The organism is Mesorhizobium atlanticum (assembly GCF_003289965.1).
GTDB classification, from domain to species: Bacteria; Pseudomonadota; Alphaproteobacteria; order Rhizobiales; family Rhizobiaceae; genus Mesorhizobium; species Mesorhizobium atlanticum.
Genome location: NZ_QMBQ01000005.1, coordinates 474,039 through 488,402, shown reverse-complemented (window position 1 = coordinate 488,402; position 14,364 = coordinate 474,039). Strand labels below are relative to the sequence as shown.

The following is a 14,364-nucleotide window of genomic DNA, read 5'->3' as shown; positions in this document are numbered from 1 at the left end:
AAGGACAGTCTGATGGGTGGGGAAATAGCGTTTTGGCTTCGGGCCTGGTCCGTCGCGTCTTGCCAGGTGTCTGGTTTTGCACCCAATTCGGATAGCAAAACCGCGACGCTCCTTTCCTAAACTCGTCTACGTGAAGCGCTGCACATCCCGGACATTGGTCCCGACTTACAATTCGGGCTCATGGGGTTAGGCGGGGGATGGCTTACCCGTTGCGGCCGTTTAAGGCCTGAGGAAGACGGGCGTCCCGCGCCAGGCGGGGCAGTTGCCTAGACCATCAAGGACAAGAGGACCCTTTCCGAGTGACAGGGCCTTTGACAGACTGATGGAGGTTAAGGTGCGCTGCAGGCGGATATTTTTGGTCGACGACCACCCGATCATGCTGTCGGGGGTTGGGGCGATGATCAACAGCCAGGACGATCTGACGGTCGTCGGCCTGGCCGGGAATGTCGAGGATGCCCTTGAAGGGATCGGCAAGACGCTGCCCGATGTCGCCGTGGTCGATATATCGCTTCCCGGGGACAGTGGGATCACGCTGATCGAAAAGCTGGGCGAGCGATTTCCCGAGGTCAGTTGCATAGCATTGACCGCGCATGAGGACCCCGGCTGCCTGCGTCAGGTGCTTGCGGCCGGTGGCCGCGGCTTCGTGGTCAAGCGCGCGACCGCGACGGACCTCTTGCAGGCGATCCGATGCGTGCTGGCCGGTGACAATTATGTCGATCCCGCACTCGCGGCGCGCATCCTGAGCCCGCGCAGCGCCCCGCAGGGCGATCCGGGCAATCTCAGCCAACGGGAGCGGTCGGTGATCCAGCTGGTGGCGCTCGGCTACAGCAACAAGGAAATCTCGTCCCGGCTCAACCTCAGCATCAAGACGATCGAAACCTATCGCACCAGGGCGTCCGAGAAGCTCGAGCTCCGCTCGCGGGCGGCCATTGTGCGCTTCGCGCACTCGAATGGCTGGCTGGCCGAATTGCCGGTGTAGCAGGCGGCGGCAGGCAGACTCTAGAGCTTGTAGAAGCGTCGGATGATGTCCCAGGCTTCCTCGGCGGTGTCGACGAAATCGATGATGTCCTGATCGCCGGGCGAGATCGTGCCCTGCTCGGCGAGGAAATCGAGGTCGATCACCCTTCGCCAGAAGGCCTTGCCGAACAGGATAACCGGCACCCGCTCCATGCGCCCCGTCTGGATCAGGGTCAGCGTCTCGAAGAACTCGTCCATCGTGCCGAAGCCGCCCGGAAACACGGCGACCGCCTTGGCGCGCATGACGAAATGCATCTTGCGGATGGCGAAGTAGTGGAAGTTGAAGCAGAGCTCCGGCGTGACATAGGCGTTGGGCGCCTGCTCGTGCGGCAGCACGATGTTCAAACCGATCGACGGAGCGCCGACATCATCGGCGCCGCGGTTGCCCGCCTCCATGACGCCAGGCCCGCCGCCGGTGACGACGACATATTCACGATAATAGGAGGTGGCCGATTGCTGCGAGCACAGACGGGCGAATTTGCGCGCTTCCTCGTAATATTTGCTGTTCGCCTCGAGGTTCTTCTTCTGCGTCTCGTTCTTCGCCGCCCAGGTTTCGCCACCCGGCTCGGGCAAGCGGGCGCCGCCGAACAGGATCACGGTCGAGCGTATGCCGCGTTCGGCCAGGATCATCTCCGGCTTGAGGAGCTCGAGCTGCAGCCGCACGGCGCGCAATTCGCGCCGCGTCATGAAGTCCGGATCGTTCCAGGCCAGTCGGTAGGTCTCGGCACGAGTCTGCGGGGTGTCCGGCACGCTTTTCGCGCGTTCCAGGTCCTCGTCCGAATGCGGCAGCGGCGTCCACCCCGCCTTTTCCATGGGAGTCATCGAATCCACCCGTCCAATACCCTTACTTGCGCCGTCCCGTGACGCAGGCGCGATTGACCCTCATTAAGCCTTAACATAGGGTCCGCGCGACTTTTAAACAGGTTAAGGCTGAGCCCCTTAACAGCTTGGTAATGGAGCGAAATCATGTCGAAGCCCGATCTGGCGAGCCTCGAAACGACCATCGAAAAGGCCTTCGAGGAGCGCGACACGATTTCGAGCGCCACGCGCGGCGAGGCGCGCGACGCCATCCAGTCCGCGCTCGACCTGCTCGATCGCGGCGTCGCCCGCGTCGCCGAGCGGCAGGACGACGGCAAGTGGCAGGTCAACCAGTGGCTGAAGAAGGCGGTGCTGCTCTCCTTCCGGCTGAACCCGATGGAGATCATCAAGGGCGGTCCCGGTCAGGCGGTGTGGTGGGACAAGGTGCCGTCGAAGTTCGACGGCTGGAGCGCCGTCGATTTCGAGAAGGCCGGCTTCCGCGCCGTGCCGTCCTCGATCGTGCGCCGCTCGGCTTATGTCGCGCCGGGCGCCGTGCTGATGCCGTCCTTCGTCAATGTTGGCGCCTATGTCGATTCGGGCACCATGGTCGACACCTGGGCCTCGGTCGGCTCCTGCGCGCAGATCGGCAAGAACGTGCATCTTTCCGGCGGCGTCGGCATCGGCGGCGTGCTCGAGCCGATGCAGGCCGGACCGACCATCATCGAGGACAATTGCTTCATCGGCGCGCGCTCGGAAGTGGTCGAAGGCTGCATCGTGCGCGAAGGCTCCGTTCTCGGCATGGGCGTGTTCATCGGGCAGTCGACGAAGATCGTCGACCGCGCCACCGGCGAGGTGTTCTACGGCGAGGTGCCGGCAAACTCGGTGGTCGTCGCCGGATCGCTGCCGGGCAAGCCGCTGCCCAATGGCGAGCCGGGTCCGAGCCTCTACTGCGCCGTCATCGTCAAGCGCGTCGACGCCAAGACCCGTTCCAAGACCTCGATCAACGAATTGCTGCGCGATTGATCCTGCTAAAGCGCGTCGCGATCTTTCAGATTCGCTCCCCGCGCTTTAGGTTTTTGATCTTGCGCATGTCTTTGTCCCGAAACCGGTTCCCACTTTCGGGAGACATGCTTTGACGGAGCGGACGCGATTGTCTGAAAGATCGCAATTCTTCTGGCTGTTCTTCAGCCTTTCGGGGCGGCTGAGCCCGGTCGCCTATGCGCTGGCCGGGGTTTTGCTGGTGCTCGTCCAGTTTTTCCCGTTCTACCAGTTCGCGCGGGTGGAGCTGAACACCACAGCCAGTCAGAACTGGGCCATGATATGCTGGGGCGTGCTGCTGATCTCGGCCTGGGCCACCTTCGCGGTGACGGCAAAGCGCTTCCATGATTTCGGCAAGCCGACCTATTTTGCGCTGATCTCGCTCATCATCGGTCCCATCCTGCTCATCATCCTCTCCTGTTTCCGCAGCGATCCCGGACCGAATCGTTACGGCAGGCGCACCAACGCGCCGGCCGATCCGTGAGGCCGTCATGCGCTACCGCGCGCTCGATCCGCAACTGATCATCGAGACGGCCGAAAGGCTGGAGGGGCGGATCGGCGAGCGTTTTCCGGATGCCGGCCTGCGCGGCGTCGCCGCCGAGCTGGTGTCGCTGTCGCGGGACCTCGCCAAGGCAGCCAGGGAGCTGGAGACGCCGATCTGGTGGCTGCGCGGCGTCATCATCGCGGCCTTCATCGCCGGCGTGGCGGTGTTCCTGTTCGTCGGCACGATCCTGCCGCTCGACCGCATCTCGGGCGCCGATGACGCCGTGCAGTCGATGCAAGGCATCGAGGCGACGATCAATACGGTGATCCTGGCCGTGCTCGGGCTGCTGGCGCTGGTCCGCACCGAGGAGCGGATCAAGCGCAAGAAGGTGTTCCGCCAGTTGCACGGGCTGCGCTCGCTGATCCATGTCATCGACATGCACCAGCTGACCAAGGACCCGGCTGCGCTGTCGGCCGAGTTCAAGCCGACCGCGCACTCGCCCGCCCGCATCACCAACGCCGCGGACCTTGCGCGCTATCTCGACTATTGCTCGGAGATGCTGTCGATCACCGGCAAGATCGCGGCGCTGTTCGCGCAGTCGGTCAATGACGATGTCGTCATAGACGGGGTCAACGACATCGAGAACCTGAGCTCCAACCTGTCGCGCAAGATCTGGCAGAAGATCACGCTGATCGAGGGCCGCCGCTAGTGCGTTTCACCGTTTCACGGAAACGGCGAAACGCCCTATCTTTTGCTTTGACGCAATTCCGGACGGAAAACCGCTCACACTTTTCCTGGAATTGCTCTAAAGCGTTTCACCGTTTCATGGAAACGGCGAACCGCTCTATCTTTCTGTTTTGACGCAATTCCTGACGGAAAACCGTGTCACACTTTTCCTGGAATTGCTCCGACCGTCTGCGCAGCCAGCTTCGGCGGGCCGCGCTTTTCCGCTTCGGCCTGACGCACCAGGGCCGCGACCCGTTCGTTCATCGGCGTCGGGATGCCGGCTTGCCTGGCCAGGCGAACGACCGCGCCCTGCAACTCATCGATCTCGGTCTGGCGGCCGCGTTTGAGATCGTCCCACATCGAAGAGCGGGCTTCGGGATCGATCGCCAGCATGCGGCGCGCCAGGAGGCCGAACAGCCAGTCGGGCAGCCGCAGCACTTTCGGCAGCAGCGCCGGCGGCAGGCCGGTGATGCGCGCCGGCGCTATCCCCGCCGCCCTCATCGCGGCGAGCGCCTCGTCGATCTGGGCGGCCAGGATCACGCGCCAGCGCCGGTCGGCCAGTTGCCTAGCCAGCGGCAGGTCGGAGAGCGCCACCAGGGCATTGTTGAGGTTCATCAGCAGTTTGCTCCACTGCACCGCCTTCATGTCGGCGCGCGCCTCTACGGCGAGCCCGTCGACATCGAGCAGCTCTGCAAGCCCATGGATGCCGGCATCGATCATCACCTCGCCCTGGCTGGCGCGATGGACGCGGAACGGCAGCTCGCCATCCGGCGACTGGACGACGTTGAACATCACCATGCCAGTCAGTACCCGCCGTCCAGGGAGCGCGGCGCGCAGCCTCTCGACATTGTCGACGCCGTTCTGCAGGCTGACCACCATGGCATCAGGACGCCCGTGGTTGGCGATCAGCTTCGCCATCTCCCCGGTGGCGCCGCTCTTCACCGCCACAAGAACGACGTCCGCCTCGCGCAGCGCCATCGCCGGATCGTCGGTGGCCGCAATCGCCTGCGCTGCGAGGCGGCGATCGCGGCCATCAAGATCGCTGATCCGCAATCCGCCCCGGCGCATGGTCTCGACGACGCGGCCGCGGCCGAGGAAAACAACCTTGCGGCCGGCGAGCGCCAGGCAGCCGCCGACATAGCAGCCGATGCTGCCGGCGCCGGCTATCGCGATGGTGCTTGTTTCGCTGGCCATGCATTTGTCCCCGCTTGGCGTCCTCGCCTGGCTCCCGACTTGCCATGACGCATGTCGTTCTCCCAGAACCGCTGCGCACGTCCGGGCGACATGCATTTATACGTGATGAAAACCATATTGTCGGCGCCATGACCGGCGATCATCTGCCACCGTGACACGACAAACGCTTTCGATTATCGCTTTGCCCATGACATTGCCGACCGATCCCGCCGCGAATCTTGCCGCCCTGATCCGCTGTCCGTCCGTAACACCCGCAGAAGGTGGGGCGCTCGCCACGCTGGAGGACATGCTGAAGCCGCTCGGTTTCTCGGTCGAGCGTCCGGTCTTCTCGGAAGACGGCACGCCGGACATCGAGAACCTCTATGCGCGGCGCTCGGGCAATGGCCCGCATCTGATGTTTGCCGGCCATACAGATGTCGTGCCGGTGGGGGACGAATCGGCATGGACGCACCCCCCCTTCGCCGCCGAAATCGCCAAAGGCGAGATGTATGGCCGCGGCGCCGTCGACATGAAGGGCGGCATCGCCTGCTTCATCGCCGCGGTGGCGCGCCACGTGGAGAAAAACGGCGGCCCGAAGGGCTCGGTCTCGCTGCTTATCACCGGCGACGAGGAAGGACCGGCAATCAACGGCACCACAAAGCTGCTCGGCTGGGCGGCGGCCAAGGGCGAGAAGTGGGACGCCTCGATCGTCGGCGAGCCGACCAATCCGGATGCGCTGGGCGACATGATCAAGATCGGACGGCGCGGCTCGCTGTCCGGCACCGTGACCGTGAACGGACGCCAGGGCCATGCCGCCTATCCGCAGCTTGCCGACAACCCGGTGCGCGGCCTGATGAGCCTGGTCGACGCGCTGCTGCACCCCGTTTTCGACAAGGGAACCAAGGATTTCCAACCGACCAATCTCGAAGTGACGTCGATCGATGTCGGCAATCCGGCGACCAACGTGATCCCGGCCAAGGCGACGGCCATTTTCAACATCCGCTTCAACGACACATGGGACGCGGAAACGATACAGGCCGATATCCACAACCGGCTAGACCAGGCGGCGGGGCGCAAGAAATACCGGCCGGGCAAGAAGACACCGGTCGACTACGAGCTTGCCTGGCGCGACCGGCCGAGCCATGTCTTCCTCACCCGCGACGACAGGCTGATCGATACGCTCAGCAGCTCGGTCAAGGCGGTGGTCGGCAAGACGCCGGCGCTCTCCACCTCCGGCGGCACGTCGGACGCGCGCTTCATCAAGGATTACTGCCCGGTGGTCGAGTTCGGGCTGGTCGGCAAGACCATGCATATGGTGGACGAGCGCGTCGCGCTTGCCGACCTCGAGACGCTGACGCAGATCTACGAACGCTTCATCGAAGACTGGTTCGCAAAAGGCCTTCCGTGACCATGCTATCGGCGGACGAAACCTACGCTTCGCTGGCCGGCGCCTGGCGGCTTATGTTCGGCAAGGCCGACGGGCTGCGCCTGCTCGACCTTTCAGCGGACGGTTTCTGGAATTCCTTCTTCGCCATCGTCGTGGCCGCGCCGGCGCTGATCGTCGGCTGGGTCGGCATCGCCAACGAGATCGGCGATCCGGACGCCTTCGCCGGGCGCCTCGGCATGCTGATCAGGCTGGCGACCGTGGATATCGGCTCCTGGGTGCTGCCGCTGGTGGCGCTGGCGCTGGTCGCGCCGCGCGCAGGCATCGGCGGCCGGTTCGTCCACTACGTCGTTGCCTCCAACTGGGCGTCGGCGATCATCGCCTGGCTGATGCTGCCCTCCGCGCTGCTAAGGCTGTTCCTGCCTTCCAACAGCGACGTCAACAGCCTTGTGTCGTTGTTCCTGTTCGCGCTGTCGGCGCTGCTGACCTGGCGCATGACCAACGCGTCGATCGGCAAGGGCGCCGCCGTGGGCACCGCCGTCTTTGTCGGGATGTTCATCGCCTCCCTGCTCGTCCTGTTCGGCCTGCAGGCTCTGCTCGGCATCGACATACCGGACGGCACGACGGGTTAAGTGTCGGCGTCCCCGGTGATGGCGAGTTTGCCGAGCGCTTCCGGATAGTCGACGCCGACAAGAAAAAGCCCGTCCGGCGGGGCGACCTGGCCGCAGGCCGCGCGATCGCGCGCTTCGAGCGCCGCCTTGAGATCGGCCGCGCCCCAGGAACCGTCGCCGACGCGCCTCAGCGAGCCCACCATCGAGCGAACCTGGTTGTGCAGGAAGGACCGTGCCGAGGTCCGCACCTCGATGAAATCGCCATTGCGGCCGACATCGAGGCGGTCGAGCGTGCGGACCGGGTTTTCGGCCTGGCACTGAGTGGAGCGGAAGGTGGTAAAGTCATGTTTGCCAAGCAGCACTTTCGCCGCCGCATGCATGGCCTCGGCGTCGAGCCGCTTCGGCACCCACCAGACCTTGCCTTTTTCCAGCGCCGCCGGCGCGCGGCGGTTGAGGATGCGGTAGAGGTAGTGGCGGCCGGTGGCGGAAAAGCGCGCATCGAAATCGTCGGGGACGACAGCGGCTTTCAGGATGGCGATGCGCGCGCCTGCCGCCTGCAGATGGGCATTCACCGCGTCTCGGACCTTGTCGCCCGACCACGCTTTGGCGAGATCGACATGCGCCACCTGGGCAGTGGCGTGCACGCCGGCATCGGTGCGGCCGGCGGCCCGTATTCTCAGGTCTTCACCGCAAAACTTCCCGATCGCCTGCTCGATCGCCTGCTGCACCGAGGGCTGGTCGGCCTGATGCTGCCAACCGGCGAACTGGCTGCCGTCATATTCGATATCGAGCCGAAAACGCGGCATGCCAGCTTGTGCTTTCGCCTTAGCCTAGGCGGCCAAAGCGGTGAAGGCCGAAGCGTAGACCAGCCTGCCGGTCTCGGGCGCGTCGCCCCAGGCCAGCGCCTGCAGCGCCTCACCCTGATACTCGCTCTCGAAATTTGCGGCGCGGTCATGGGTGTAGCCGAAGCGGCCATAATAGACCGGATCGCCCAGAACCACGGCCAGCATCTCGCCGGCTTCCTTGAGGCGGACATGCGCCTCGCGGATCAGCGCGCCGCCGATGCCGGTGCCGTGGAAGGAAGGCTCGACCGCCAGCGGCGCCAGCGCGACGGCCGCGAAGCGCTTGCCGCCATTCTGCACGTAAAGCCTGGAAAACAGGATGTGGCCGACGACCTGGCCATCTTCCTCGGCCACCAATTCGACGACGGCGTCGCCGCCGGTGACCAGGGCATCGACCAGGCCGGCTTCCGCCTGCTGGCCAAAGGCATGTTCTTCGACGAGGCGGATGGCCTCGCGATCCCGCGGCGTCGCCGCGCGTATCGACATCATGCTCATGTGAGTTTCGTTCCTTTTTCGATCTTGGCTCCGCGCAAGAACTCCTGCGCGGCGGCAGGCCTTCCGCCCGCCCGTTGAACTTCGACCAACCTGACCGCGCCCGATCCGCAGGCGACCGTCAGCCGGTCATCGAGAATTCCTCCCGACTCGCCGACGCCATCCGAGAGCGTCGAGCGAAGCAGTTTCAGCCGCTCCATGCGGCCGCCAATTTCGACCTCGCACCACGCGCCCGGGAAGGGCGAGAGGCCGCGAATGTGATCGTGGACTTCGCCAGAAGGCCGCGTCCAGTCTACGCGTGTCTCCGATTTATCGATCTTTCGGGCGTAGGTCACCCCTTCCGTCGCCTGCGGGGTAAATGTCAGACAATTTATCCCCAACTGCGCGAGCGCCTCGACCATCAGCGAAGCGCCCTGACCCATCAGGCGGTCATGCAATTCGCCGGCCGTCATATCGGGTCCGATGGCTATTTTTTCAACCATTGCCACCGGTCCGGTATCCAGACCCTCTTCCATCTTCATCACCATCATGCCGGTTTCGGTATCGCCGGCCATGATGGCGCGCTGGATGGGAGCAGCACCACGCCAGCGTGGCAAAAGCGAGGCATGGCCGTTCAGGCAGCCGAGCCTCGGCGCGTCCAGAATGGCTTTCGGCAACAGCAGGCCGTAGGCGACCACGACCGCGACATCGGCCTGCAAGCCGGCGAAAGCCTGCTGTTCGGCCTCGCCTTTCAGCGATGTCGGCGTGCGCACGTCCAAGCCCAGCCGCTCGGCCTCGCGCTGCACCGGGGAAGGCGTCAGTTCCAGCCCGCGCCGGCCGGCGGCGCGCGGCGGCTGCGTATAGACGGCCGCGATCTCGTGGCCGGCTTCGGCGATGGCGCGCAGCGTCGGCACGGAAAAATCCGGCGTGCCCATGAAGATGACGCGAAGCGGCATGAGGTCCTGCGATCCTGTCTTGCGGTAGGCTCAGGTGCTCGCGCGGCCAAAACGGCCTTTAGCCCACCATCTTGCCCGGCGCCTTGTCCTTGGCGAGCTTCTTGAACTTGCGCACCACCATGTCGCGCTTCAGCTTCGAGATGTGGTCGATGAACAGCACGCCGTTGAGATGGTCGATCTCGTGCTGCAGGCAGGTGGCCATCAGGCCTTCCGCCTGCATCTCCTGCAATTTGCCGTCACGGTCGAGATATTTCACCCGTACCGAGGCTGGGCGCTCGACCTCGGCATAATAGTCGGGGATCGACAGGCAGCCTTCCTCATAGACCGAACGCTGGTCGGAACTCTCGAGCACTTCCGGATTGATGAAGACATGCGGCTGAGGCTCCTCGCCTTCCTTGGCGAGATCGATGACCAGAAGCCGTCGCGGCTCGCCGACCTGGATCGCAGCAAGGCCGATGCCCGGCGCGTCATACATGGTCTCCAGCATGTCGTCGGCGAGCTTGCGCAAATCGGCGTCGACGCGCTCCACCGGCTTGGAAACCTGGCGCAGGACGGGATCGGGAAGGATGATGAGCGGCTTGATCGACATGGCGTCTCACCTAAGACTTCGCTTGAGAAGCGTCAACGGGGGCAGCTTTTCCATGTTCACGTTTTGATCTGTGCCGGCGATGCGAATCGGTTATGCTGCGCACATGAACGACATGACCTCCATCCTTTCGCAACCGGTCGCGCTGCTCGGCGCCACCACGATCACGCTCGGCCAGGCGCTCGCTTTCACTGTTGTCCTGTTCGTCGTGCTGTTCGCCGCGCTCGTCATCGCCGTGTGGCGCGCGGCCAAGGCGCGAGCGCTTGCCGCGGCGGAAGCGGCCGACCATGCCCGCGACGCCGAGGCGCGGATGGCCGACATCATGCAGGCGCAGGCCGAGATGCACGGGCGCATGGGCGCGATCGCCGACGTGTTCGGCGCCAGGCAGGCGGAGCTTACGCAATCGCTCGGGCAGCGACTCGACGCCATGACCGGCCGCATCGGCCAGACCATGGCCGAGCAAACCAAGTCGACGCATGAAAGCCTGGCAAAGCTGCAGGAGCGGCTGGCGGTGATCGACACCGCGCAGGGCAATATCCAATCCTTGGCCGGCCAGGTCGTGCAGCTGCAGGCGATCCTCTCCAACAAGCAGACGCGCGGCGCCTTCGGCCAATCGCGCATGGAAGCGATCGTCGCCGACGGCCTGCCGCATGGCGCCTACGAGTTCCAGGCCAGCCTCTCCAACGGCAGCCGGCCCGACTGCCTGGTGCGGATGCCGAACGGCGCGCCGATGCTCGCCATCGACGCCAAGTTCCCGCTGGAAGCGTGGAGCGCCATCCGCGCCGCCGAGGGCGCCGACATGCAGAAGGTGGCGGCACAGGCCTTCCGGCGCGACATCGAGGTGCATATCCGCGATATCGCGGAAAAATACCTGATCCAGGGCGAGACGCAGGATACCGCCTTCATGTTCGTGCCCTCGGAATCGGTGTTCGCGGAAATCCACGAGAATTTCGAGGCGGTGGTGCAGAAGGCGCATCGCGCCCGCGTCGTCATCGTCTCGCCGTCGCTGCTGATGCTGTCGATCCAGGTCATCCAGTCGATCCTGAAGGACGCCCGGATGCGCGAGCAGGCGCATCTGATCCAGGGCGAAGTCATCCGGCTGATGGAGGATGTGGCCAGGGTCGACGAGCGGGTGCGCCGGCTGCAGACGCATTTCGGTCAGGCGGCCAAGGACATCGACGACATTCTGGTCTCGACGTCGAAGGTCACCAAGCGCGGCCAGAAGATCGAGGCGCTGGAGTTCGCCGAGGGCGAAGCCGAGGCGCCGCGCCCGGCCAAGGTCGAAGGCGGAGCGCGGGTGGCCGATTCAAAGACGGGACAGCTCAGGCTGCGCGTCGTCGAAGGCGATGACTGATCCCTACTGCTCCTCGACGATCCTCGTGCCTTCAAACTCAGGCAGCCAGTGCAGCGCCGATCGGTGCCAGTATTGCGTCCTCGGCACCAGCTGATCGCGCTGGCGCGACGTGCCGACCCGGATGCCATAGACCTTCGGTCCGTCGCCGACCGAGGTTGCATAGAGATGCGAGCCGCAATCGCCGCAGAAGCCCTGCGCCCGCTTCGCGCCGCTCGATCCGGTCTTGATATAGACCTTCGGCTCGCCTCTGGTGATGCGGTAATCCTCCTCCGGCACGCGTACCGAGACGCGAAAAGCCGTCCCGGTCAGCTGCTGGCAGTCGGTGCAGTGGCAGATCGAGGTCTTTTCCGGATCGACCTCCGCCTCATAGGTGATCGCGCCGCAATGGCATCCGCCGTCGATCTTCATAAGTTGTGCTCCTCACTTCGCTGCCGTTCAACCTAACTCTCGTCCGAAGCCTCGGCCATGGCCTTGCGCCGCCGCTCCCATGTGCCAGTGGCCTGCGGCTTGACGAAGAGCCTGGAGATTTGCGGCATTTCCTTCTTGAGCTTTGCCTCCAGGCGCTCGACACAGGCTTCGATCTCGGGCGCGGTGAGATGATCCTCGAATTCGATGCTCAAGCCCGCGACGATTTCTTCCGGACCGACATGAACGCTCAGGATTCCGTTCGCCCGCTGCACGGCCGGATCCTGCTGGGCGATCGCCAAAACCTGGTGCTGAACCTCAGGCGACGCAGGTTCGCCAAGCAACAGGCCCTTGCTCTCGCGCGCCAGGAAGATCGCCGTTGCGCCGAGGATAATGGCGATGCCGATCGAGCCGACACCGTCGAGCTCGGGCATTTCCAGAAGTTGCGCGGAGAGGATGCCGGCAAAGGCTACGATGAGGCCGAGCAATGCGGCGCTGTCCTCGAACAGCACCGTGTAGACGCTCGGATCCTTGCTCGACTGCACCGCCTGCAGCCAGCCCTGCTTGCCCTTCTGCTGGCGGAACTCCCTCAGCGCCACCAGCCATGAGCTGCCCTCGAACAGGAACGAAAGGCCGAGCACGATGTAGTTGACCCTGGCGTTGACGACAGGTTCGGGCGCCATCATGTGGATGACGCCCTCGTAGAAGGAAATGCCGGCGCCGAGCGCGAACACCAGGAGCGCGACGATGAAACTCCAGAAATAGAGTTCGCGCCCGTGACCGAGTGGATGCGTGCGGTCGGGCGGCCGCGCGGCGCGGCGCATTCCATAGAGGAGCAGCGCGCCATTGCCCGTGTCGACCAGCGAATGCACGCCTTCCGACAGCATGGCTGACGAACCGGTGAAGAACGCCGCCGCGAATTTGGTCGCCGCGATCGCCAGGTTGCCGGCGAGCGCGGCGTAGATGACCCTTTTCGAGCCGGCATGCCCTGCCATTGGCTTTTGACCTCTCTGCGATGCATCGAGCTTAGCGGGCCGCACGCCGTAGCTCCACAGACAATGCGCCAGCCGGGCCGAGGTTCAAGCCGACTGAAGCGCTCCTTGAAGGAGCGCGGCGCAGGGAAAATCGGTTGACATCCGGCCGTGCGGCTTCGCAAGCGCGGCGCCGCCTCTTGCGGTCCGGCATTTCTCTTGTTTCACTTGCGCGTCCACAATCGGAGGAGCGAATCATGGCAAAAGGCGCGATGAAGGCAGGCAAGGAAGCCCGCAAGCCGAAGAAGGACGCCAAGAAGCCCGCCGCGGCCCCGGCTCCGAAGGCGCCGCCGGTCAAGGCGATGCGCATCAAGGAAAAGTAAGCGGCCGAATTCGGTCGATCCGGCTCTCTGCAGAATCGGAACCGGCGGCATGACAATGCTGCCGGTGTTTTGTTGATCGAGGCACAGGGCACTCCCATATCACACGGGGCGAGGACGACCTCGCCTTCCCGAAAAACCGGCCGGGACGACCCGCCACCCGAGCATCTCGATCGATGCCGGAATGACGGAGTGTTTTGATGTCGTGGATCTTTCTTTTCTTCGCCGGCCTGTTCGAAATCGGCTGGGCAATCGGCCTCAAATATACCGACGGCTTCTCCAGGCCGCTGCCGACCCTTCTCACCATCGCCTCGATGATCGTCAGCCTCGGCCTGCTCGGCCTGGCGCTGAAGACGCTGCCTGTCGGCACGGCCTATGCCGTATGGACCGGCATCGGCACCGTCGGCACAGCGCTGCTCGGCATCTGGCTGCTCGGCGAACCGGCGACCGTCGTCCGGCTGGCCTGCATTGGCCTGATCGTCTGCGGCATTGTCGGGCTGAAGCTGGTTGCCTGAGAGGCCCGTCAGCCGAAGGCACGAACGCGTTCAGGGCCGCTTTCGGCGACCCTGAATCATTTCAATCGAACCCGAACTTAGAGCGGTTCAGCGACTCACAAAATCGCCGACCCGCTCTACGCTTTTTGGTTCTTGCGCAATTCCCGACGGAAAACCGCTACGCACTTTTCCTGGAATTGCTCTAGCGGGCGGAGAAGCCCGGAGGCGTCCTGCCGACGCGCGCCTTGCGGGCGGCGTAGCGTGCATCACGCTTGGCCTTGCGCGCGGCTTCCTCGGCGAGCTCGAGCGCGATGCGTTCGGCTTCCTCGGCCTCGCGGCGCCTGGCCTCTTCGGCCGCCGCTGCTTCAGCGGCAAGACGCGCCGCTTCGGCAATCGCCTCGCGCTCGGCCTTCTCGGCCGCCTCACGCGCCAGCTTCTCCTGCTTCAGTCTTGCCTTCTCGGCCTCGCGGATGGCGCGGGCCTCGAGGATCGCCTTGCGTTCGGCCTGGCGGGCCAGCACGGCCGGATCGTCCGCCGCCGGCTTTGCGTTGAAGCGCGCGAGCAGCGCCTTCTTTGCCTCGTTCGCGGCATTGCGCCGCTCGAAAATGTCTTTTTCCCTGTAGATAGCCAAGTGTACTTCCCTGCAGTCTATTCGCGACGCTTACATACGCGTG

General features: G+C 64.5%; 18 protein-coding genes. 9 read left to right on the top strand and 9 right to left on the bottom strand.

Annotation, left to right across the window (positions count from 1 at the left end):
* The first annotated feature begins 355 nt into the window (after nt 1-355).
* Nucleotides 356-979: a response regulator gene (locus DPM35_RS19845; RefSeq protein ID WP_245431581.1), complete on the top strand. Its 624-nt coding sequence runs from the start codon at nt 356-358 to the stop codon at nt 977-979.
* Nucleotides 980-999: 20 nt separating this feature from the next.
* Here DPM35_RS19845 and DPM35_RS19840 read toward each other — a convergent pair whose 3' ends face one another.
* Entirely contained in the window at nt 1,000-1,839 is an 840-nt protein-coding gene (locus DPM35_RS19840; RefSeq protein ID WP_112128935.1) for an LOG family protein, read from the bottom strand.
* Nucleotides 1,840-1,983: 144 nt separating this feature from the next.
* Here DPM35_RS19840 and dapD point away from each other — a divergent pair, with 144 nt between their 5' ends.
* The 3 genes from dapD to DPM35_RS19825 all read left to right on the top strand — a co-directional run bounded on the left by dapD (nt 1,984) and on the right by DPM35_RS19825 (nt 4,046).
* The gene (dapD, locus tag DPM35_RS19835) at nt 1,984-2,838 is read left to right on the top strand and encodes a 2,3,4,5-tetrahydropyridine-2,6-dicarboxylate N-succinyltransferase (RefSeq protein ID WP_112128934.1); all 855 of its coding nucleotides are present in this window, start codon (nt 1,984-1,986) and stop codon (nt 2,836-2,838) included.
* Nucleotides 2,839-2,965: 127 nt separating this feature from the next.
* Entirely contained in the window at nt 2,966-3,337 is a 372-nt protein-coding gene (locus DPM35_RS19830; RefSeq protein ID WP_181592074.1) for a DUF805 domain-containing protein, read from the top strand.
* Between the two features lie 7 nt (nt 3,338-3,344).
* On the top strand, nt 3,345-4,046 hold the full coding sequence (locus DPM35_RS19825; protein ID WP_112128932.1) for a hypothetical protein: 702 nt from the start codon (nt 3,345-3,347) through the stop codon (nt 4,044-4,046).
* A gap of 176 nt (nt 4,047-4,222) precedes the next feature.
* Here the strand turns inward: DPM35_RS19825 and DPM35_RS19820 are convergent, their stop codons facing one another.
* The gene (locus DPM35_RS19820) at nt 4,223-5,257 is read right to left on the bottom strand and encodes a 2-dehydropantoate 2-reductase (protein WP_112128931.1); all 1,035 of its coding nucleotides are present in this window, start codon (nt 5,255-5,257) and stop codon (nt 4,223-4,225) included.
* 187 nt (nt 5,258-5,444) lie between these two features.
* Between DPM35_RS19820 and dapE the strand changes: the two genes are divergently transcribed.
* Both dapE and DPM35_RS19810 read left to right on the top strand, forming a co-directional pair.
* A complete protein-coding gene (gene dapE, locus DPM35_RS19815; RefSeq protein WP_112128930.1) occupies nt 5,445-6,644 on the top strand; it encodes a succinyl-diaminopimelate desuccinylase in 1,200 nt (399 codons plus the stop codon).
* Nucleotides 6,645-6,646: 2 nt separating this feature from the next.
* On the top strand, nt 6,647-7,252 hold the full coding sequence (locus DPM35_RS19810; RefSeq protein WP_112128929.1) for a transporter: 606 nt from the start codon (nt 6,647-6,649) through the stop codon (nt 7,250-7,252).
* Here DPM35_RS19810 and truA read toward each other — a convergent pair.
* The 4 genes from truA to def are packed head-to-tail and all read right to left on the bottom strand — an operon-like array spanning nt 7,249 to nt 10,089.
* Nucleotides 7,249-8,037, bottom strand: coding sequence for a tRNA pseudouridine(38-40) synthase TruA (gene truA, locus DPM35_RS19805; protein WP_112128928.1), 789 nt, complete (start codon nt 8,035-8,037; stop codon nt 7,249-7,251). The genes DPM35_RS19810 and truA overlap by 4 nt on opposite strands.
* A gap of 24 nt (nt 8,038-8,061) precedes the next feature.
* The gene (locus DPM35_RS19800; protein WP_112128927.1) at nt 8,062-8,568 is read right to left on the bottom strand and encodes a GNAT family N-acetyltransferase; all 507 of its coding nucleotides are present in this window, start codon (nt 8,566-8,568) and stop codon (nt 8,062-8,064) included.
* Nucleotides 8,565-9,500, bottom strand: a complete 936-nt coding sequence (gene fmt, locus DPM35_RS19795) for a methionyl-tRNA formyltransferase (RefSeq protein ID WP_112128926.1) — start codon at nt 9,498-9,500, stop codon at nt 8,565-8,567. The genes DPM35_RS19800 and fmt overlap by 4 nt, the downstream gene beginning before the upstream one ends.
* A 58-nt stretch (nt 9,501-9,558) precedes the next feature.
* Nucleotides 9,559-10,089 (bottom strand): peptide deformylase, encoded by a 531-nt coding sequence (def, locus tag DPM35_RS19790; protein ID WP_040984875.1) that lies wholly within the window; start codon nt 10,087-10,089, stop codon nt 9,559-9,561.
* A gap of 103 nt (nt 10,090-10,192) precedes the next feature.
* Here def and DPM35_RS19785 point away from each other — a divergent pair, with 103 nt between their 5' ends.
* Nucleotides 10,193-11,440 carry a DNA recombination protein RmuC gene (locus DPM35_RS19785; protein WP_112129116.1) on the top strand — a complete coding sequence of 416 codons (1,248 nt, stop codon included), beginning with the start codon at nt 10,193-10,195 and terminating at the stop codon, nt 11,438-11,440.
* Between the two features lie 3 nt (nt 11,441-11,443).
* On the opposite strand, the gene DPM35_RS19780 is transcribed toward DPM35_RS19785, so the two are convergent.
* Together DPM35_RS19780 and DPM35_RS19775 are read right to left on the bottom strand one after the other, a co-directional pair.
* Nucleotides 11,444-11,848: a GFA family protein gene (locus DPM35_RS19780; RefSeq protein WP_095819018.1), complete on the bottom strand. Its 405-nt coding sequence runs from the start codon at nt 11,846-11,848 to the stop codon at nt 11,444-11,446.
* A gap of 32 nt (nt 11,849-11,880) precedes the next feature.
* A complete protein-coding gene (locus DPM35_RS19775) occupies nt 11,881-12,840 on the bottom strand; it encodes a cation diffusion facilitator family transporter (RefSeq protein ID WP_112128925.1) in 960 nt (319 codons plus the stop codon).
* A gap of 233 nt (nt 12,841-13,073) precedes the next feature.
* Here DPM35_RS19775 and DPM35_RS33125 point away from each other — a divergent pair, with 233 nt between their 5' ends.
* Both DPM35_RS33125 and sugE read left to right on the top strand, forming a co-directional pair.
* Complete coding sequence (locus DPM35_RS33125) at nt 13,074-13,199, top strand: hypothetical protein (protein WP_095819016.1); 126 nt, start codon at nt 13,074-13,076, stop codon at nt 13,197-13,199.
* 197 nt (nt 13,200-13,396) lie between these two features.
* Nucleotides 13,397-13,711: a quaternary ammonium compound efflux SMR transporter SugE gene (gene sugE / locus DPM35_RS19765; protein ID WP_112128924.1), complete on the top strand. Its 315-nt coding sequence runs from the start codon at nt 13,397-13,399 to the stop codon at nt 13,709-13,711.
* Nucleotides 13,712-13,892: 181 nt separating this feature from the next.
* Here sugE and DPM35_RS19760 read toward each other — a convergent pair whose 3' ends face one another.
* Complete coding sequence (locus tag DPM35_RS19760) at nt 13,893-14,321, bottom strand: DUF6481 family protein (protein WP_112128923.1); 429 nt, start codon at nt 14,319-14,321, stop codon at nt 13,893-13,895.
* Nucleotides 14,322-14,364: the final 43 nt, after the last annotated feature.